The following is a 19,798-nucleotide window of genomic DNA, read 5'->3' on the forward strand; positions in this document are numbered from 1 at the left end:
AATGGCAGAAATGACGGTTAAAGACTTTGCAGCCAAGGTGGGACGCGATACGTCCCGCCTGCTGGAGCAGATGAAGGAAGCGGGGCTTCCCCACAAGGCTGAAGGCGATGCGGTGTCCGAGGAGGACAAGCGGCGCCTTCTCGACCATCTCACCAAGAGTCATGGCGGTAGCGGCCAGGGGGCCAAGAATCGCATCACCCTGACGCGCAAGACCAAGAGCCGGATCCGTTCCGGAGACGGCCGCGGCAAGAGCATCGAGGTCTCGGTGCGCAAGAAGCGCACCTACGTCAAGCGCGACGAGACCCCGGAGCAGGCGCCGGAGCCGGCCGATCACGGGCCGCGTCAGCTGGTCGGGGACATGGCCGATGCCACCCAGGCCCGCGAGCAGGCCGAGCGCGAGGCGCAGGCCCGTGCCGAGGCAGAGGCTGCCAAGGCCGCCGAGGAAGCCGCCAAGCAGGAAGCGGCGAAGCCGGCCGAGGCGGTGGTTCCCACCGAGCTGGAGCTGCCGGCCGAAGAGCCGCCGGCGGTCGAGGCGCCGCCCAAGGAGCCGCGCAGCGACAACCGCCGCGCCAATCCCAAGAAGGCGGCCGCCAAGAAGGGGCGTCACGAAACCAGTCGCGATGAGGATCGCGAGGAGCGCGCCGAGCGCCGTCGCGGTGGCGGCAAGAAGGCCAAGCGTGCCGAGCGTCGCGGCAGCCGTCGCGGTGGTCGCGACAGCGGCGGCGGCAAGCACGGCTTCCAGAAGCCGACGCAGCCGATCGTGCGCGAGGTGGCGATCCCCGAGTCGATCAGCGTCGCTGACCTGGCCGACAAGATGGCCATCAAGGCCAACGAGGTCATCAAGGCCATGTTCACCATGGGCGCGGCGGTGACCATCAACCAGACCATCGACCAGGACACTGCGGCGATCGTCGTCGAGGAGATGGGCCACAAGCCCAAGCTGGTCAAGGACGATGCGCTGGAGACCGAGGTCCTCGAGGGCATCTCCTACGAGGGCGAGGAGATCACCCGCGCGCCGGTGGTCACGGTGATGGGTCACGTCGACCACGGCAAGACCTCGCTGCTCGACTACATCCGCCGCACCAAGGTGGCGACCGGCGAGGCCGGCGGCATTACCCAGCACATCGGTGCCTATCACGTCGAGGACGACCACGGCGGCGTGACCTTCCTCGATACCCCGGGCCACGCGGCGTTCACCGCCATGCGCGCCCGTGGTGCCCAGGCCACCGACGTGGTCATCCTGGTGGTGGCCGCCGACGACGGCGTGATGCCCCAGACCATCGAGGCGGTCGAGCATGCCAAGGCGGCCGGCGTGCCGCTGGTGGTTGCGGTCAACAAGATCGACAAGGCGGGTGCCGACCCGGATCGCGTCAAGAACGAGCTGTCGCAGCACGGCGTGATCTCCGAGGAGTGGGGCGGCGACACCCAGTTCGTCCACGTCTCGGCGAAGACCGGCGAAGGCATCGATTCGCTGCTCGAGGCCGTGCTGCTGGTCTCCGAGGTGCTCGAGCTCAAGGCGGTTCCCGAAGCGCCGGCCAAGGGCGTGGTGGTCGAGTCGCGTCTCGACAAGGGACGCGGGCCGGTGGCCACCGTGCTGGTCCAGAACGGCACCCTGAAGAGGGGCGACATCGTCCTGGCCGGGCTGCACTACGGCCGTGTGCGGGCGCTGACCAACGAGCTCGGCAAGCAGGTCGAGCAGGTCGGCCCGGCCATGCCGGTCGAGATCCAGGGCCTGGACGGCACCCCGGAAGCCGGCGAGGACTTCATGGTCCTGGCCGACGAGAAGAAGGCCCGTGAGGTCGCCAACTTCCGTCAGGGCAAGTACCGCGAGGTGCGCCTGGCCCGCCAGCAGAAGGCCAAGCTGGAGAACATGTTCAGCCAGATGGGTCAGGACGAGGTGGCCAAGGTCAACATCGTCCTCAAGGCCGACGTCCAGGGCTCGCTGGAAGCGATCAAGGGCGCGCTGGAGGAACTCTCCACCGACGAGGTTCAGGTCGCCGTGGTGTCCTCCGGGGTCGGCGGCATCACCGGTACCGATGCCAACCTGGCGCTGGCCAGTGACGCCATCGTGGTCGGCTTCAACGTCCGTGCCGATGCCGCCGCGCGCGAGATCATCGAGCGCGAGGGTCTCGACCTGCGCTACTACAGCGTCATCTACCAGCTGATCGACGAGGTCAAGCAGGCGATGAGCGGCATGCTGGCGCCGGAGTGGAAGGAAGAGATCGTCGGTGTCGCCGAGGTGCGCGATGTCTTCAAGGCGCCCAAGATCGGCGCGGTGGCCGGCTGCATGGTTGTCGAGGGCACCGTGCACCGCAACAAGAAGATCCGTGTCCTGCGCGACAACGTGGTCATCTACGAAGGCGAGCTGGAATCCCTGCGTCGCTACAAGGATGACGTCAACGAGGTCCGCAACGGCATGGAGTGCGGTATCGGCGTCAAGAACTACAACGACGTCCAGGTCGGCGACAAGATCGAGGTCTTCGACCAGATCAAGGTCGAGCGTACCCTGTAAGGCGTCGAGGAGAAGTCACGGATGCGCGAGTTCCAGCGTACCGACCGGGTGGCCGATCAGCTCCAGCAGGAGCTGGCGGTCCTCATCCAGCGCGAGGTCAAGGACCCGCGCCTGGGCATGGTCACAGTCAGCGGCGTGACCGTCAGCCGCGATCTGGGCTACGCCGATGTCTACATCACCCTGCTGGGCGATGACGACCCGGCGCGGATCAAGGAAAACCTGGCGGTGCTCAAGCGCGCCGGCGGTTTCCTGCGCAGTCAGATCGCCCGTCGCGTGAAGCTGCGCCATGTGCCCGAGCTGCGCTTCCACTACGACGAGAGCGTGGCCCGGGGCCACAAGCTGTCGTCGCTGATCAACGAGGCCGTGGAATCCGATCGTGTCCGGCGCGACGACGAGGCGCCCGACGACGAGGAATCCCGCTGATGGCGCGTCGGCGTCGCGGCCTGCCGATCGACGGCGTGCTGCTGCTCGACAAGCCCGCCGGCGTGTCGAGCAATCATGCCCTGCAGCGGGCGCGGCGCCTGTTCCAGGCGCAGAAGGCGGGGCATACCGGCACCCTCGATCCGATGGCCACCGGGCTGCTGCCGGTGTGCTTCGGCGAGGCGACCAAGTTTTCCTCCTACCTGCTCGAGGCGGACAAGGCGTACCGCACTCGGGTGCAGCTGGGGCTGGTCACCGACACCGGGGATGCCGAGGGTGCCGTCGTCGAGCGTCGCCCTGTCGAGGGCGTCGACGAAGCGCGGGTACGGCGTGTGCTGGCCGACTTCAGCGGCGAGATCGATCAGATCCCGCCGATGCATTCGGCGCTCAAGCACGAGGGGCGCAAGCTCTACGAACTGGCCCGCGAGGGCAAGCAGGTCGAGCGTGCAGCACGCCGTGTGAGGGTGTATGATGCGCGCCTCCTTGCCTTCGAGGGCGATGCCTTCGAGCTGGACGTCGCCTGCAGCAAGGGCACCTATATCCGCACGCTGGCCGAGGACATCGGCCGGGCCCTGGGCTGTGGCGCGCATATCACCGCCCTGCGCCGGTTGCGGTCCGGGCCCTTCGCGGCCGACGACATGCTGGATTTCGCCGCGCTCGACGCGCTCGAGTCCCGCGACACGGCCCTGTTGCCGATGGACGTGCTGGTGCGGCATCTGCCGCGGCTGGACGTCGCGCAGGCCACGGCCGCGCGCCTGCTCCATGGGCAGCGCGCCGCCACGGACACCGCCGGTCTGGCCGGCGATGCCCTGGCCAGGCTGTATCGTGACGAGTCCTTCCTGGGGCTGGTCACGGTCACGGCGCCGGGCGAGATCGCCCCGCGCCGGCTGGTGGCCACCGGCTGAGTCCGGTGGCGCCCATCGTCGCCGCTCACGCGGCGTACGGGGAGACTGCAAATATGCGTGGTCTCCGACATTCATCCCCATCAGGCATATTGCTTACTGGAGACACAGATGGCATTGACCGCTGAAAAGAAGGCCGAGATCGTCAAGGAATACGGCCGTGGTGACAACGACACCGGTTCCCCCGAAGTTCAGGTGGCTCTGCTGACCGCCAACATCGACGGCCTTCAGTCCCACTTCAAGACCAACAAGCAGGATCACCACTCCCGTCGTGGCCTGATTCGCATGGTCAACCAGCGCCGCAAACTGCTCGACTACCTCAAGCGCAAGGACTTCGAGCGTTATCAGTCGCTGATCCAGCGTCTGGGGCTGCGCCGCTGAGTTCGGCCATCATCCCGCGGATGATTTCGGAACAAGCAACCCTCCGGGGTTGCTTGTTCTTTTTTGGGCGCTTGCCGGGCACGCCAGACGCCGGGCAGCGGTCGCATCGGTAGCCCTCACCGGCGCGAACGCCTAAAATGGGCGCCGAGTCAAGAAACGCCCGAACATGAAACCGACAAGTTGAAGGAAGCCCCGTGAATCCGGTCAGAAAGACATTCCAGTACGGTAACAGTACCGTCACCCTGGAAACCGGGCGCATCGCCCGCCAGGCCTCCGGTGCCGTGATGGTCACCATGGACGACACCGTGGTGCTGTGCACCGTGGTGGCGAAGAAGGACGTCAACCCCGCCCAGCCGTTCTTCCCGCTGTCCGTCCACTACCAGGAGAAGACCTACTCGGTCGGCAAGATTCCCGGCGGCTTCTTCAAGCGTGAGGGGCGTCCCACCGAGAAGGAGACCCTCACCTCGCGGCTGATCGATCGGCCGATTCGTCCGCTGTTCCCCAAGGGCTTCATGAACGAAGTCCAGGTCATCTGCACGGTGCTCTCCGCCGATCGTAACCAGGACCCGGATATCGCCGCCATGATCGGCACTTCCGCGGCGCTGGCCGTCTCCGGCGTGCCGTTCAACGGCCCGATTGGCGCCGCCCGCGTTGGCTTCACCGAGGAGCGCGGCTACTTCCTCAACCCGAGCGTCGAGGAGCTCGCCACCTCCGAGCTGAACATGGTCGTCGCCGGCACCGAGAAGGCCGTGCTGATGGTCGAGTCCGAGGCCAGCGAGCTGCTCGAGGACGAGATGCTGGGCGCCGTGCTCTACGGCCACCAGGAAATGCAGGTCGCCGTCTCCGCCATCAACGAGCTGGCCGCCGAGGCCGGCAAGCCGCGCTGGGACTGGCAGCCGGCCGCCGAGAATACCGCTCTGAAGGACGCGCTCGCGAGTGCCTTCGAGAGCAAGGTCGGCGAGGCCTACCGCATCACCGACAAGATGGCCCGTCAGGATGCGCTGTCCGCGCTGAAGGATGAAGCCGTGGCGCAGCTGGCCGGTGAAGAAGACGGTCAGTTTGCCGCCGACGAGGTCAAGGGCGCCTTCGCCGCGCTCGAGAAACGTGTCGTGCGCCAGCGCGTAATCAACGGCGAGCCGCGCATCGACGGCCGCGATCACAAGACCGTGCGTTCGCTGAACATCGAGGTCGGCAGCCTGCCCAAGACCCACGGCTCGGCGATCTTCACTCGTGGCGAAACCCAGGCCGTGGTCGTGGCCACCCTCGGCACCCTGCGCGATGCCCAGCTGATCGAGTCGCTGGAAGGCGAGCGCAAGGACCGTTTCCTGCTGCACTACAACTTCCCACCCTACAGCGTGGGCGAAGCCGGCTTCATGGGTGGACCCAAGCGTCGCGAGATCGGCCATGGTCGTCTGGCACGCCGCGGTGTCCAGGCCATGCTGCCCAGCGACGAGGAATTCCCCTACACCATTCGCGTGGTCTCCGAGATCACCGAGTCCAACGGCTCGAGCTCCATGGCCTCGGTGTGCGGCTCCTCGCTGGCGCTGATGGACGCCGGCGTGCCGCTCAAGGCACCGGTGGCTGGCATCGCCATGGGTCTGGTCAAGGACGACGACAAGTTCGCCGTGCTCACCGACATCCTGGGTGATGAGGACCACCTCGGCGACATGGACTTCAAGGTGGCCGGCTCGGCCTCCGGCGTCACCGCCCTGCAGATGGACATCAAGATCGAGGGCATCAACGAGGAGATCATGGAGCAGGCGCTGCAGCAGGCCCATGAGGCGCGGCTGCACATCCTCGGCGAGATGAACCAGGTGATCGCCCAGAGCCGCGAGGAAGTCTCCGCCAACGCGCCGTCCATGGCCACCATCAAGATCGACCCGGACAAGATCCGCGACGTCATCGGCAAGGGTGGTGCGACCATCCGTCAGATCTGCGACGACACCGGCGCCTCGATCGACATCGACGACGATGGCACCGTGCGCATCTACGCCGAGGACAAGGCGGCCGCCAAGCGCGCCATCGACACCGTGCTGGGCATCACCGCCGAAGCCGAGATCGGCAAGCTCTACAAGGGCAAGGTGGTGCGCATCGCCGACTTCGGCGCGTTCGTCAACTTCATGCCGGGCACCGACGGTCTGGTGCACATCTCGCAGATCGTGCCGGAGCGCGTCAACAGCGTCCGCGACTACCTCAACGAGGGTGACGACGTGGTGGTCAAGGTGCTCGACATCGACAACCGCAACCGCGTCAAGCTGTCGATCAAGGAAGTCACCGCCGAGGAAAAGGCCGCCTTCGAGGCCAGCCTCGCCGAGTGATCCACGCCTGATCGCCGGTATCACGAAAACGGCCCACCCGCTTGGCGGGTGGGCCGTTTTTCATGGCTATCGCCGGTGGCGGAGCGATGTTACCCGCGACACAGCGCCTCGAGCGCTTCGATCAGGCTGTCCATCTCATCGTCGGTGCCGATCGAGATGCGCAGGAAGTCGTGCAACGCCTCGCTGTTGAAGTGACGCACCAGGATGCCGCGCTCGCGCAGGCCGGTGAACAGCACTCCGGCATCGTGGCCGTCGTGGCGGGCGAGCAGGAAGTTGGTCTGCGAGGGCAGGGCCTCGAAGCCCAGATCGACGAGCCGCCGGCGGGTGCGCTCGCGGGTGGCGATGACGTTATCGCGACAGGCGTCGAAGTGCTCGCGGTCGGCCAGCGCGGCGACACCGGCGGCGATTGCCAGGCTGTCGAGCGGGTAGGAGTTGAAGGAGTTCTTGACCCGCTCCAGCCCCTCGATCAGCTCCCGCGAGCCGATCGCGTAGCCGATCCGCAGCCCGGCCAGGCTGCGCGACTTGGAGAAGGTGCCCACCACCAGCAGGTTGGGATACTCCGCCACCAGCGGCACGCTGCTTTCCCCACCGAAGTCGACGTAGGCCTCGTCGATGAGCACCACACTGTCGGTGACGCGCTCCAGCAGGCCGGCGATGGCCTCCTTCGCGTGGCCGTGGCCGGTCGGTGCATTGGGATTGGCGAAGATCACGCCGCCGTTGTCGCCGCTCAGGGCGTCCAGCGGCACCTGCCAGTGGTCATCGAGTGCCACGGTCCGGTAGGCGATATCGTAAAGGCGGCAGTAGACCGGGTAGAAGCTATAGGTGATGCCCGGCATCAGCAGCGGGCGAGGCTGACGGAAGAAGGTCTGGAAGGCCAGGGCCAGCACTTCGTCGGAGCCGTTGCCGACGAAGACCTGCTCGACCGCCACGCCATGCTCGTGGGCCAGTGCCTCGCGCAATGCCAGCGCATCGGGATCGGGGTAGAGGCGCAGGTGGTCGACCGGGTAGTCGCGCAGCACCTGTTCGACGCCCGGCGCCGGCGGGTAGGGGTTCTCGTTGGTGTTCAGCTTGATCAGTCGTTCACGGGGCTGCTCGCCGGGGACGTAGGGCGTCAGCTCGCGAACGTCCGGGCTCCAGAACTTGCTCATGATGGCTCACACGATGTGGGATAAACCCCGTCATGGTGACGTGGCGGGGCCGGGGGCGCAAGCGCGACACGGCGACGCCGAAGAGACGACGTCGCCGTGTGCGGGGCCGACGGATGCCGGCCCGGGGGAAAGGGCGGTGCTTAGCGTTCGATGGCCAGCGCCACGCCCTGGCCGCCGCCGATGCACAGCGTGGCCAGACCCTTCCTGGCGTCACGGGCGATCATCTCGTGGACCAGCGTGACCAAGATCCGGCAGCCGGAGGCGCCGATCGGGTGGCCCAGGGCGATCGCCCCGCCGTTGACGTTGATCCTGGCCGGATCCCAGCCGAGTTCCTTGTTGACCGACAGGGCCTGGGCGGCGAAGGCCTCGTTGGCCTCGATCAGGTCGAGGTCGTCGATCGTCCAGCCGGCCTTCTCCAGGCAGCGGCGGGTCGCCGGGGCCGGGCCGATGCCCATGATCGCCGGATCGACGGCGGCATTGGCGTAGGCCTTGATGCGGGCCAGCGGCTCGAGTCCCAGTTCGCGGGCCTTGCTCTCGCTGCAGAGCATGGTCACGGCGGCGCCGTCGTTGATCGACGAGGCGTTGCCGGCGGTGACGGTGCCGTCCTTCTTGAAGGCCGGCTTCATGCCGCCGAGCTTCTCGGCGGTGATCCCCGCCCGCGGGCCTTCGTCGGTCTTGAAGACCAGCGGATCGCCCTTGCGCTGGGGAATCTCGACGGGGACGATCTGGCTGTCGAAGCGACCGGCCTCGATGGCGGCGCTGGCCTTCTGCTGGGATTCGGCGGCGAATTCGTCCATCTGCTCGCGGGTGATGCCGTACTTCTCGGCGAGATTCTCGGCGGTGATGCCCATGTGGTACTGGTTGAAGGCGTCCCACAGGCCGTCGTAGACCATGGTGTCGACCGCCTTCCAGTCGCCCATGCGCTGGCCGGTGCGCGAATGCGGCAGGGCATGCGGCGCCAGGGACATGTTCTCCTGGCCGCCGGCGAGGATCAGCTCGGCGTCGCCGCAGCGGATCGCCTGGGTGGCCAGGTGCAGCGCCTTGAGGCCGGAGCCGCAGACCTTGTTGATGGTCATCGCCGGTACGCCATCGGGCAGGCCGCCCAGGATGGAGGCCTGGCGGGCCGGGTTCTGGCCGCAGGCGGCGGTCAGGACGTGGCCGAGCAGGACCTCGTCGACCTGCTCGGGGGCGACGCCGGTAGTGGCGAGGATATCCTGGATCACCTTGGCGCCGAGCTCGGCAGCGGGAATCCCGGCGAGCGACCCGCCGAAGGTGCCGATGGCGGTGCGGCGCGCCGCGACGATGACCACGTCTTGCATGTGAGACTCCTTGAATCGAGGGCGAAATGCCCCGTCAGCATAGGAGAAGCTTGTGCGTTGCGGCAATTGCCAATCCGTCGAAGTTTGACGGTGGACAGACTCGGAGGCGGGAAAGGCGCCCCGCCGGCAGCGGCGGAGCGGGGTGGTCAGGCGAACTGGACGGGGATGGCGTTCCTCGATGGACCGCGATCAGCGTGGCAATGTTACCGGGAGGTTGTCGATCAGGCGGGCCGCTCCCAGGTGGGCCGCGGCCAGCAGTACCGCCTCGCGGGTGGCGTCGGTCACCGGCCCCAGGTCGTCGGCCCGGCGCAGCTCGAGGTAGTCGGGCTTGAAGCCTGCCTCGGTGAGGCGGACGAGGCCCTCGCGCAGTGCCGCGTCGGGCGCCTCGCCCCCCGCAAGCGCCTCGCGGGTCGCCGCGAGCACGGCCTGCAGGCGCGGGGCCCGGGCGCGCTGCTCGGCGCTCAGGTAACCGTTGCGCGAGGAGAGGGCCAGGCCGTCCTCGGCACGCACGATGGGTACGCCGACGATCTCGACGGGAAAGTGCAGGTCGGTGACCATCCGGCGGATCACCGCGAGCTGCTGATAGTCCTTCTCGCCGAAGCAGGCGAGATCGGGCTGGACCAGGTTGAACAGCATGCTCACCACGGTGGAGACGCCGTCGAAGTGGCCGGGCCGGCGCGCGCCGCACAGCCCCTCGCTGACGTCGGGCACGTGCACGGTGGAGGACGCCCCGGTGCCGCGCGGGTAGATGGCCTCGGCGGCGGGCGCGAAGAGGATGTCGCAGCCGGCGTCCTCGAGCGCGGCCCGGTCGGCATCGAGCGTGCGTGGATAGCTGGCGAAGTCCTCGTCGGGCCCGAACTGCAGCGGGTTGACGAAGATGCTGGCGACCACCAGGTCGGCCCGGCGGCGTGCCTCGGCGACCAGCGCCAGATGGCCCCGGTGGAGGTTGCCCATGGTCGGTGCCAGGCCGATGCGTCGTCCGGCCCGGCGTGCCTCGCCCAGGGTGCGGCGCAGCGTGGCGATGTCGTGGATGGTCTGCATTAGAAACTGTGCTCCTCGGCCGGAAAGCGACGCGCCTTGACAGCGTCATGGTAGGCCCGGAAGGCGCCCTGGATCGAGCCGGACTCGGCGAGGAAGTTCTTGGAAAAGCGCGGGATGTAGCCGCTGCTCACGCCGATCACGTCGTGCATCACCAGGATCTGGCCGTCGGTGCCGGCGCCGGCACCAATGCCGATCACCGGCACGTCGAGCGCGGCCTGCATGGCGCGGCCCAGGCTGGCGGGCACGCACTCGACCAGGATCACCGAGGCGCCGGCCTCGACCAGGGTGCGCGCATCGGCGATGAGCTGCTCGGCGCGGTCGGCCTCGCGCCCCTGGACCTTGAAGCCGCCGAGCTGGTGGACCATCTGCGGCGTCAGCCCCAGGTGGGCGCAGACCGGGACGCCGCGCCGGGTCAGCTCGCGGATGCCGTCGGCCATCCACGCCTCGCCCTCGATCTTGACCATCTCCGCGCCGGCCCGCATCAGGGCGCCGGCATCCTGCAGCAGCCGCTCCGTCGAGGCGTTGCTCATGAACGGCAGGTCGGCCATCAGCAGGCTGGCTCCCTTGGTGCGCGCCACGCAGCGGGTGTGGTAGGCGATGTCGTCGAGGGTGACCGGCAGGGTGCTGGCATGGCCCTGCAGGACCATCCCCAGGGAGTCGCCGACCAGCAGGACCTCGATGCCGGCCCGGCTGGCGGCCTCGGCGAAGGAGGCATCATAGGCGGTCAGGCAGCTGAACGGCTCGCCGGCGCGCTTGGCGGCCTGCAGCGTGCTCACGGTGACGGTTTTCATGACTGGCTTCTCGTCGACTTGTCGGACTGCACCCGTTTCGAGGGCATGGCGGGCAGGGTGTTACCTGGGTTGTTACCCGCTTCGGGTCTGAAGTGTGGGATGGTAACAATCGTGATGCAACTCTACTGCTGCGAGGCCAGGCGCTGCAAGCCGTCCCGGCCGAGGGCGCGGGCCAGGCCTGACACGGGCGTGTCGCCGAGGCGCTCGTCCGGGGCGATGTCGGCCAGCGGCACCAGCACGAAGTTGCGCTCGGCGATCCCCGGATGGGGCAGGGTCAGGCGTGGCCAGCGAGCCCGGCACCCCTCGTAGAGCAGCAGGTCGAGGTCCAGGGTGCGCGGCCCCCAGTGGCGTCGGCGGACGCGGCGATGGCGCTGTTCGAGGGCCTGCAGCTGGTCGAGCAGCGCCAGCGGCGACAACTGCGTGGCCAGTCGGGCCACGGCATTGATGAACGGCGGCTGATCCTGGGGCCCCATCGGTGCGCTGCGATACAGCGGTGAACCGGCTTCGAGCCGGGTCAGCGGCAGGGCCTCCAGCTCGGCCAGGGCCCGACGCACCTGATGCTCGGGGTCGTCGAGGTTGCTGCCCAGGCCGATGTAGGCAAGGCGGGGCCGCGGCTCAGTCATGGTCGGGCGTCGAGCGCCGGTTGCGCCCACCGCGGCGGCGCTTGCGCGGGCGGCGGCGCGGCCCGGGGGTGCCGGCGGGGTCGGCGTCCACCTTGCCGAGCAGGCGGCGCTGCTCGTGTTCGTCGCCTTCCTGGAAGGCCGTCCACCAGTGCCCCAGGCCGGGAGCAATCTCGCCGGCGCTCTCGCGCAGCAGCAGGAAGTCGTAGGCGGCGCGGAAGCGCGGATGCTCCAAGGTCTGAAAGGCACGCTTGCCGCGGCGCCGGGGCAGGCGTTCCTGCAGGTCCCAGATATCGCGCATGGGCAGGCTGAAGCGCTTGGGAATCGAGGTGTGCTGGATTTGGCGCGACACGGCCTGCTGGGCTGCGGTCTGCTGGGCGGGAATCGGCGGCATACCTTCCGCCTGAAGCTGCCGGGCCCGCCACTGCACGCCGGGCCACAGCAGGGCGCCGAACAGGAAGGCGGGCGTGACCGGCCGCTCCTGGCGGATGCGCTCGTCGGTATTGGCCAGGGCCTGGAGGATCAGGGGTTCGGCCCACTCGAGCTCGGCGATGGACTCGTCCGCCTCGGGGAAGAGCATGGCGAACAGGCCGTACTCGCGCAGCAGGTGATAGGTGGCCACCGCCTGGCCGGAGAGGAAGAGCTTGAGCACTTCCTCGAACAGGCGGGCCGGGGGAATCTGCAGCAGCAGCGGTGCCATGTCGCGGATCGGGGCTTCGGTCGCCGCGGCCAGGCTGAAGTCCAGCTTGGCGGCGAAGCGGATCGCCCGCAGCATGCGCACCGGATCCTCGCGATAGCGCACCTGCGGATCGCCGATCAGGCGCAGCGTGCGGTTCTCGATGTCGGTCAGGCCGCCGGCCCAGTCGTGCAGGGAGAAGTCGGCGATATTGTAGTAGAGCGCGTTGACGGTGAAGTCGCGGCGCATGGCGTCTTCCTCGACGCTGCCCCAGACATTGTCGCGCAGCAGCAGCCCGTCTTCGGACTGATGGGCGAGGTGCTCGCCGTGCTCGTCGCCGGGGCGGCCGCGGAAGGTGGTGACCTCGATGATCTCGCGCCCGAAGCGCACGTGAACGATACGGAAGCGCCGCCCGATGATGCGCGAGTTGCGGAACAGCTCGCGCAGCTGATCCGGCGTGGCGTCGGTGGCGACGTCGAAATCCTTGGGTGTCTTGCCGAGCAGGGCGTCGCGCAGGCAGCCACCGACCAGATAGGCCTCGAAGCCGGCGTTGTGCAGGCGATAGAGCACCTTGAGCGCGCTGTCGCTGAACAGGCGCCGCGAAATGGGGTGGTCTTCTCGGGGAAGTATGCGAAGCCCGGGAGTCTGGCCGGAGCCGTCCTGATTGCCGAAGAGTGTCTTCAATCGTTCACCGGGGCGTTGCAGAAAGCGGGTAAATCCTTTGAACATGCCGCGATAGTGTCTCGCTGTTCGCGAAAAAGCCAGTGTAGCGGAGCGCCGGACCCTTGCAAAGCATTGAAGGCACGTCGGAGGCGCCGCATGCCCGTGAGAGTCCATGAGAAAGGGGAGGCCAATGGCCTCCCCTTAAGCTTTCCGACAGCGTCCATGCTGTTGATTTTTCTTCGTGATGGCGCATCGCCTTGAATACGCACCACAGTCACCAATCGGAGTCATCAGGCAAGCAGAGTCTTGTTGTTGGTTGTCTTCCTGATGGCGACCGCCTCGTATTCAAAACAATAATCCAACACGACGGCAGGGGTGTCTGCCTCCCTCCGGCGGCTTGTTGTTGTTGCCGAAGGTGCTCCTCGGACAGGCGTTGTTGTTGTTCGTCCCGTGCACGGAGCGTCGCGTCCCGATTCATTCACCGGATTGTCTCGGCCCTGTTGTGATTGTTGTGGCCGATGGATTCCTCGCCTGGGTGCTTGTTGTTGTTCGCCCTCGGGAATCGATGTCGTTGCCTGGCTTGTTGTTGGGTTCTTGCAACGCGCTGTCGCCGCGAACGTCTCTTGTTGTTGTTGGCGTCGCCGGCATCCGGGTCTTGTTTTTCTTGACCGATATGTTGCACCAGGCATGCCATGTGTTCTTTTGTTCTTTAAAAACAGGATCTTGTGTTTTTGGTGTCGACAGCTGATCGTCGTCGGTAGCGCGGGTGTTACCGTTCATGCCCCGCGATGGGGAAAATGCTGGGTGGGATGGTAACAAGTGGTGCAGACCTTCCGGTTCGGCCGGTCCCGGGAGGCGTTTCGCGTGAAGAAATTCCTGTTAGACCATGGTCTTGGACGACCTTGGTCGCAGCCGCAGCCGATGACCGTTCGGCTTTCGCCGGCGGTCGTCGGCAATGGCAAGGAAGGCGTATACGTCAGGCAGAAACGCGTCGTCAGGCCGAGCGGCTGCGGGGCGACTTCTTGCGGGGGATGCCGAGGCGCTGACGCCGCTCCCAGAGGCACTTGCGGCTGATGCCCAGCTTCTGCGCCAGTTCGGTCTCGCTCATCTGGTCCTGATGCTCGAGCACGAAGTGCTGGAAGTAGTCCTCCAGGGAGAGATCCTCCTCGGCCGCCGCCTTGCCGCCGTCGCCGGTGTCCGCCGGGTCGCCGCGTGGCGGGACCGGCGTCCGGGGGGCGGGCGACGGCTTGATGCCCAGGTCGTCGGGATGGATCAGGTTGCCCTCGGCGAGGATCACCCCGCGTTCCAGGGCATTCTCCAGCTCGCGCACGTTGCCCGGCCAGGGGTAGTCGCGGATGTCGCGGCGCGCCGATCGCGAGAGTTTCAGGCCCTCGCGGTCGTGACGGCGGCAGGCAGACTGCAGCAGCACATCGGCGATCGTCAGGATGTCGCTCTCGCGTTCGCGCAGGGGGGGCAGGTCGATCTGCATCACGTTGAGGCGATAGTAGAGGTCGAGGCGGAACTCGCCGCTCTTCGACAGCGCATGCAGGTCGCGATGGGTGGCGGCGATCAGGCGCACGTCGACGTGACGGGTCTCGACCGAGCCGATCTTGCGGATCTCGCCCTCCTGCAGCACGCGCAGCAGGCGCGCCTGGGCGTCGAGCGGCAGTTCGCCGATCTCGTCGAGGAACAGCGTGCCGCCGTCGGCGGCCTCGACCAGTCCGGTGCGCGCCGCGCTGGCGCCGGTGAAGGCGCCCTTCTCGTGACCGAACAGCTCGGACTCGATCAGCGTCTCGGGAATCGCCGCGCAGTTGACGCAGATCAGCGGTGCCCGTGCTCGCCGGCTCTGGCGATGGATGGCGCGGGCGACCAGCTCCTTGCCGGTGCCCGACTCGCCCTGGATCAGTACCGTGACGTCCGCCGGCGCCGTCTTGCGAATGCGGGTGTACACGGCCTGCATCGCCGGGCAGTCGCCGATCATGTCCTGCGGGACCTGGGGCTGCGCGGCCGGCGACGGGGCCTCGGTGCTCTCGCGGCGCGGGGCATGCTGCTCGAGGGCCTGGCGCACGGTGGCCAGCAGCTCCTCGTGGTCGAAGGGCTTGGCCACGTAGTCCACGGCGCCCTGCTTCAGGGCATCCACGGCCGAGCGCATGCTGGCGTAGCTGGTCATGATCAGCACGGGCACCGGTGCGGCGGCCTCGATCAGCGCGGTGCCCGGATCGCCGGGCAGGCGCAGGTCGCTGATGATCAGGTCGAAGCGATCGAGACCCTGGCGCCGGGCGTCATCGACCGATTCGGCCTCGCTGACCGTGTAGGCGTGGCGCTCCAGCAGGCGGCGCAGCGCCGTGCGGATGATGGCTTCGTCTTCAACGATCAGAATCTGGGTCATCGGTGTCTCTGCCATCCTGATGGGGTTCCGGCAGCCACAGGGCGATGCGGGTGCCGTGATCGAGGTCGGGAAGGGGCGATTCGACATGCACCTGGCCCCGGTGGTCGCGGATGATGCTGTAGACCAGCGACAGGCCGAGTCCGGTGCCTTCTCCCGGGGGCTTGGTGGTCGTGAAGGGCTCGAACAGGTGATCGCGAATCGCGGGATCGATGCCGCCGCCGGTGTCGACCACCGCCAGATACACCCCGCCGTCCCGCGCTCCCGCCTCGACGACGACCGTGGCGCCCGGCGGGCTGGCGTCCCGGGCATTGCCGAGCAGGTTGACCAGCACCTGCACCAGCCGCTGGGCATCGCCCTGCACCGTCAGGCCGGCGGGGCAGTCGTTGCAATAGACGATATCCTCGCCCGAGCGGGCCAGCTGTATCAAGTGCAGGGCCTCGTCGGCCAGTTCGCGGACGTCGCAGGGCGCCATGCCGGTGGCCTGTCCGCCGTGTCGGCCGCCGTGGGCGAAACTCACCAGCGAGCCGACGATTCGCGAGATGCGTTCGGTGAGCTGCTGGATCTGGTCCGCCGTCTCCAGCACCAGCGGGTCGTCGGTGTCGTAGCGCAGGTTCTGGACCAACGAGGAGATGCCGGTGACGGGGTTGCCGATCTCGTGGGCGACGCCGGCGGCCAGGCGGCCGATCGAGGCCAGGCGTTCGGCGTGGACCAGCTCGTCCTCCAGCCACTTCATGTCGCTGTGGTCCTCGATCAGCACCACGGTGCCGCCGCGCTCGCCGTCGGCCGCGTCGAGGTCGGCCTTGTGCAAGGTCAGGTAGCGGGTGCCGGCCGCCAGCGGCACGGCCTGCTTGTACAGGAAGCGGTCGTGATGATCGAAGGTGCGCCCCAGCAGCTCGGCCCAGGGCGCCGGCAGGCTCTCGCGGCGGGCGCCGATCACGCTGTCGCCCGCGATGCCGGACAGCCGCGCTAGGGCCTCGTTCCACATCAGCAGCTCGCCGTCGTCGCCGAAGGCGCACAGGCCGATCGGCAGCTGGGTCAGGGTCCGGCGATGGTAGCGGCGCAGCCCGTCGAGCTCGCGAGCCAGGCCGGTCAGGCGCGAGCGGTAGGCCTCGAGCAGGCTCTCGACGTAATGCACATCCTCGGTGGCCGGCTGCGAACCGGCCTGGAAGGGCAGGAAACGGTCGACGATGTCCCGCGCCACCGAGGGGCCCATCAGGCCCGACAGGTTGGCCTGGACCCGGCCGCGCAGCCGGCGCAGGGCGTAGGGCCGGCTTTCCTGTGGCGACATGGCCAGGTCGTCCAGGGCGTGGTCGACCTCGCGGGCGGCGACATCGGTGCCCAGGGCCGCGCTCAGGTGCTGCTTGAAATCCGCCGCCGTGCGCGCGCTGAGCGGCAGGCGCTTGGGGCGGATGACGGCATCGATCGAGCAGGCCTCCGCGGCGGCGCGTTCCCCGTCGGAGGTGCGCGTCACCAGCGAGACGCCGATGAAGGTCAGGGCGTTGGCGGCCAGCGAGATCAGGGTGACGGCGTACCAGGCCGGCTCGTTCGCGAGCAGCTCGAGCCCCGGCGGCACGATCACCAGCGGCGGCAGGTCGGCGATCAGCGGCAGCCACAGCCCGCCCAGCCACAGCCCGCTGCCGACCAGCAGCCCGCTGACCATGCCCTTGCGGTTGGCGCCCGGCCAGTAGAGCACCGCCAGCATGCCGGGCAGGCACTGGGCAATGCCGATGAAGGCCACCAGCCCCAGGGTGGTGGGATCGTGATGCACGCCCACCAGCCGGTAGAAGATCCAGCCGCCGAGAATCACGGCGATGATCAGCAGGCGACGCAGGTCGAGCAGCCAGCGATACAGATTGCCCTGGCGTGCCGGCGGGTGCGCCACCAGCACCAGGTGGTTGAGCGCCATGCCGGCCAGGGCCAGGGTGGTGACCACCAGGGTGCCGGCAGCGGCGGCGAGGCCGGCGACGAAGACCAGCGCGATCACGCCGGGGGTGTCGCTGAGGGTGAAGGCCAGGTAGGCCAGCCCGGCCTCCGGCGAGGCGCTGCCGAGCGCCTGGGCGGCCCACAGGATCAGCGGCGCGGGCAGGGCGATCAGCAGCAGCAGCAGCGGCAGTTGCCAGCCCGCCTGCAACAGTGCCTGGCGTGATGGCCCGCGGGCGAACGCCATGTGGAACATGTGGGGCGCCAGGAAGGCGGCGGCGAAGAACAGCAGCAGCAGGGTGCGCCACTGGCCGGGCGGCAGCCGTGCGGCCATCGCCTGCAGCGGCTGGCCGGGGCCCTCGAGCCACTGCTGCAGGTCGGCCGGGCCGGTGAAGACGCCGTACAGGGCGATGCCGCCCAGGGTGAGCATGGCGCCGAGCTTGAGCAGCGAGCCGGTGGCGACGGCCACGGCGAGGCTGTCGTGGTCGGCGTTGAGATGCGCGTGGCGCGCGCCGAGGCGCAGGGCCATCACCGCCGCCAGCACGCAGAAGGCCAGCGCCAGCCAGGCCGGATCGGCGAGCCCGCTCAGGCGATAGGCGATGGCGCCCACCACCTGGACCTGCTGGGCCAGCAGCGGCAGCACGGCGAGCAGGGTGATCACGGTCACCAGGGTGCCGACCCAGCGGCTGCGGAAACGGAAGGCGAACAGGTCGGCCAGCGAGGCCAGTTGATAGGTGCGGGTCAGGCGCAGGATCGGCACCAGCAGCACCGGCGCCAGCAGGAAGGCGCCGGCCACGCCCAGGAAGTAGGCCAGGTAGCCGTAGCCGATCTCGGCGGCCAGCGCGACGCTGCCGAACAGGCCCCAGGCGTTGACGTAGACCCCCAGCGACAGGCCGTAGACCAGCGGGTGATGCACGACCCGCGCCGGCAGCCAGCCCCGCTCCACGACGCCGGCAATCAGCAGCATCAGCCCCAGGTAGCCGGCGGTCAGCGCCAGCAGGCCCGTCAGGCTAATGCTCATCGAGCTTCCTTTTCTGCTCCAGCCAGACCGACAGGGCGATCAGCCCGCTCCAGATCAGGAAGGGGCGATACCAGGCCATGCCGGGAACCGCCCAGCCGCTCATCAGCGCCGGCGACAGCAGATAGCCGCCGAAGACCAGAAACAGCATGATGCGGTAAACGTACATTCGCAGGCCCGCGCGGGAGAAACCCTCGAGTGTAGGGAAGGCGAGGGCAGCGACTCAAGCCGACGTGTGTCGCATCCCTGCCCGCGTTCAGGCGGGCGGGGCGGGAAGATGCGCGCGGGCGTCGAGCCGGCCCGGGTCCCAGTGGCTGACGGCGTGGGCGAGCTGCTCGGCCACGGGGGCCGTGCGCAGGGCCGCCGGCGGCGCCTGGGCCAGCAGGCCCAGGGCGTCGTGCAGCCGGTGGCGAACGCTGGCGTCGTCCTCGGGCAGCGCGGGGGCGAGGTTCTGCTTGGAGAGCTTCTGGCCGTTCTCGGCCACCACCAGCGGCAGGTGCAGGTAGCGCGGATGCGGGACGCCCAGCGCGGCCTGCAGCTGCCACTGCCAGGGCGTGTTGTCGAGCAGGTCGACGCCGCGCACCACGTCGGTGATGCCCTGGTCGGCGTCATCCACCACCACCGCCAGCTGATAGGCCCACAGCCCCTCCTTGCGCTTGAGCACCACGTCCCCCCGCTCGGCGGGGTCGAAGCACTGCGCGCCGAACAGGCGGTCATGCCAGATGACCGGGCGTTCCCCGAGATCGCTGCGCAGCCGCCAGGCCAGCGGGCGCCCGGGGGCGCGCACGCCGTCGCGGCACCAGCCGGGGTAGACGGGGTGCTCGCGCCATTCCTTGCGCGAGCAGCTGCACGGGTAGGCCAGCCCGGCGGCGGCCAGGCGATCCAGCGCCGCCTGGTAGGCGGCGTCGCGAGTCCGCTGATGGCGGACCTCGCCGTCCCAGTGGAGGCCGTAAATCTCGAGCTGGCGGCGGATGGCGTCGGCGGTGCCCGGCGGGCAGCGCGGCGGGTCGACGTCCTCGATGCGCAGCAGCCAGGTGCCGCCGACATGGCGGGCGTCGAGGTAACTGCCCAGCGCGGCGACCAGCGAGCCGAGGTGCAGCGGGCCGGAGGGCGTGGGGGCGAAGCGGCCGCGATAACCGGGCATCGAACTCTCCTGAAACGCAAACGGGCGCCATGCGGCGCCCGTGTCCGGTCGGACGGGGGATCAGCCGCCCAGCTGCTTTTCCTTGAGCTCCGCCAGCGTCTTGCAGTCGACGCACAGGGTGGCGGTCGGGCGTGCCTCGAGGCGGCGGATGCCGATCTCGACGCCGCAGGCCTCGCAGAAGCCGTAGTCGTCCTCGTCGATCTTCTCGAGGGTCTCGTTGATCTTCTTGAGCAGCTTGCGCTCGCGATCGCGGGTGCGCAGCTCAAGGCTGAAGCCTTCTTCCTGGGTCGCCCGGTCGGCCGGGTCGGCGTAGTTGTTGGCGTCTTCCTGCAGATGGCGCACGGTGCGGTCCACCTCTTCCATGAGATCCTGCTTCCAGCCCAGCAGGATCTGGCGGAAGTGCTCCAGCTGCTTGTCGTTCATGTACTCTTCACCCGGCGCCGGCTCGTACGGGGTGAATCTCTTGGGCGCTTCCGTTTTCTGTTCCGCTACTGGCATGGGGCTGCCTCATTACGCAAGTGACTTGGGCCGATGCC

General features: G+C 68.4%; 17 protein-coding genes. 5 read left to right on the forward strand and 12 right to left on the reverse strand.

All coding sequences use genetic code 11. From position 1 onward, the window contains the following. Window position 1 precedes the first annotated feature (1 nt). The 5 genes from infB (at window position 2) to pnp (ending at window position 6,533) form a co-directional block, all read left to right on the forward strand. On the forward strand, window positions 2–2,512 hold the full coding sequence (gene infB, locus G7A98_RS15080) for a translation initiation factor IF-2 (RefSeq protein ID WP_163650503.1): 2,511 nt from the start codon (window positions 2–4) through the stop codon (window positions 2,510–2,512). Between the two features lie 21 nt (window positions 2,513–2,533). After that, window positions 2,534–2,935: a 30S ribosome-binding factor RbfA gene (gene rbfA, locus G7A98_RS15085; RefSeq protein WP_163650504.1), complete on the forward strand. Its 402-nt coding sequence runs from the start codon at window positions 2,534–2,536 to the stop codon at window positions 2,933–2,935. After that, the gene (truB, locus tag G7A98_RS15090) at window positions 2,935–3,837 is read left to right on the forward strand and encodes a tRNA pseudouridine(55) synthase TruB (protein WP_163650505.1); all 903 of its coding nucleotides are present in this window, start codon (window positions 2,935–2,937) and stop codon (window positions 3,835–3,837) included. The genes rbfA and truB overlap by 1 nt, the downstream gene beginning before the upstream one ends. Before the next feature lie 108 nt (window positions 3,838–3,945). Further along, window positions 3,946–4,215: a 30S ribosomal protein S15 gene (gene rpsO / locus G7A98_RS15095; protein ID WP_163650506.1), complete on the forward strand. Its 270-nt coding sequence runs from the start codon at window positions 3,946–3,948 to the stop codon at window positions 4,213–4,215. Window positions 4,216–4,409: 194 nt separating this feature from the next. Then, window positions 4,410–6,533: a polyribonucleotide nucleotidyltransferase gene (gene pnp / locus G7A98_RS15100; protein WP_163650507.1), complete on the forward strand. Its 2,124-nt coding sequence runs from the start codon at window positions 4,410–4,412 to the stop codon at window positions 6,531–6,533. A gap of 89 nt (window positions 6,534–6,622) precedes the next feature. Here pnp and hisC read toward each other — a convergent pair whose 3' ends face one another. The 12 genes from hisC to dksA form a co-directional block, all read right to left on the reverse strand. Next, the gene (gene hisC / locus G7A98_RS15105) at window positions 6,623–7,681 is read right to left on the reverse strand and encodes a histidinol-phosphate transaminase (protein WP_163650508.1); all 1,059 of its coding nucleotides are present in this window, start codon (window positions 7,679–7,681) and stop codon (window positions 6,623–6,625) included. A gap of 140 nt (window positions 7,682–7,821) precedes the next feature. Continuing rightward, window positions 7,822–9,000 (reverse strand): acetyl-CoA C-acetyltransferase, encoded by a 1,179-nt coding sequence (locus G7A98_RS15110; protein WP_163650509.1) that lies wholly within the window; start codon window positions 8,998–9,000, stop codon window positions 7,822–7,824. 189 nt (window positions 9,001–9,189) lie between these two features. Then, window positions 9,190–10,041 carry a pantoate--beta-alanine ligase gene (panC, locus tag G7A98_RS15115; RefSeq protein WP_163650510.1) on the reverse strand — a complete coding sequence of 284 codons (852 nt, stop codon included), beginning with the start codon at window positions 10,039–10,041 and terminating at the stop codon, window positions 9,190–9,192. Next, complete coding sequence (gene panB, locus G7A98_RS15120) at window positions 10,041–10,832, reverse strand: 3-methyl-2-oxobutanoate hydroxymethyltransferase (protein ID WP_163650511.1); 792 nt, start codon at window positions 10,830–10,832, stop codon at window positions 10,041–10,043. The genes panC and panB overlap by 1 nt, the downstream gene beginning before the upstream one ends. A 122-nt stretch (window positions 10,833–10,954) precedes the next feature. Then, window positions 10,955–11,455 (reverse strand): 2-amino-4-hydroxy-6-hydroxymethyldihydropteridine diphosphokinase, encoded by a 501-nt coding sequence (gene folK / locus G7A98_RS15125; protein ID WP_163650512.1) that lies wholly within the window; start codon window positions 11,453–11,455, stop codon window positions 10,955–10,957. Continuing rightward, window positions 11,448–12,857, reverse strand: a complete 1,410-nt coding sequence (gene pcnB, locus G7A98_RS15130) for a polynucleotide adenylyltransferase PcnB (RefSeq protein ID WP_163650513.1) — start codon at window positions 12,855–12,857, stop codon at window positions 11,448–11,450. The genes folK and pcnB overlap by 8 nt, the downstream gene beginning before the upstream one ends. A gap of 408 nt (window positions 12,858–13,265) precedes the next feature. Continuing rightward, the gene (locus tag G7A98_RS15135) at window positions 13,266–13,571 is read right to left on the reverse strand and encodes a hypothetical protein (RefSeq protein WP_163650514.1); all 306 of its coding nucleotides are present in this window, start codon (window positions 13,569–13,571) and stop codon (window positions 13,266–13,268) included. A 214-nt stretch (window positions 13,572–13,785) separates the two neighbouring features. Further along, on the reverse strand, window positions 13,786–15,180 hold the full coding sequence (locus G7A98_RS15140) for a sigma-54 dependent transcriptional regulator (protein ID WP_163650515.1): 1,395 nt from the start codon (window positions 15,178–15,180) through the stop codon (window positions 13,786–13,788). Further along, window positions 15,158–18,121, reverse strand: a complete 2,964-nt coding sequence (locus G7A98_RS15145; RefSeq protein WP_163650516.1) for an ATP-binding protein — start codon at window positions 18,119–18,121, stop codon at window positions 15,158–15,160. The genes G7A98_RS15140 and G7A98_RS15145 overlap by 23 nt, the downstream gene beginning before the upstream one ends. Then, the gene (locus tag G7A98_RS15150; RefSeq protein WP_163650517.1) at window positions 18,111–18,287 is read right to left on the reverse strand and encodes a hypothetical protein; all 177 of its coding nucleotides are present in this window, start codon (window positions 18,285–18,287) and stop codon (window positions 18,111–18,113) included. Before G7A98_RS15150 ends, G7A98_RS15145 begins: the two co-directional genes overlap by 11 nt. Window positions 18,288–18,374: 87 nt before the next feature. Beyond that, window positions 18,375–19,262, reverse strand: coding sequence for a tRNA glutamyl-Q(34) synthetase GluQRS (gene gluQRS / locus G7A98_RS15155; protein ID WP_163650518.1), 888 nt, complete (start codon window positions 19,260–19,262; stop codon window positions 18,375–18,377). A gap of 60 nt (window positions 19,263–19,322) precedes the next feature. Next, window positions 19,323–19,760 carry an RNA polymerase-binding protein DksA gene (gene dksA, locus G7A98_RS15160; RefSeq protein ID WP_163650519.1) on the reverse strand — a complete coding sequence of 146 codons (438 nt, stop codon included), beginning with the start codon at window positions 19,758–19,760 and terminating at the stop codon, window positions 19,323–19,325. Window positions 19,761–19,798: the final 38 nt, after the last annotated feature.

This window comes from Modicisalibacter sp. 'Wilcox', assembly GCF_010993675.1.
Taxonomy (GTDB): Bacteria; Pseudomonadota; Gammaproteobacteria; order Pseudomonadales; family Halomonadaceae; genus Modicisalibacter; species Modicisalibacter tunisiensis.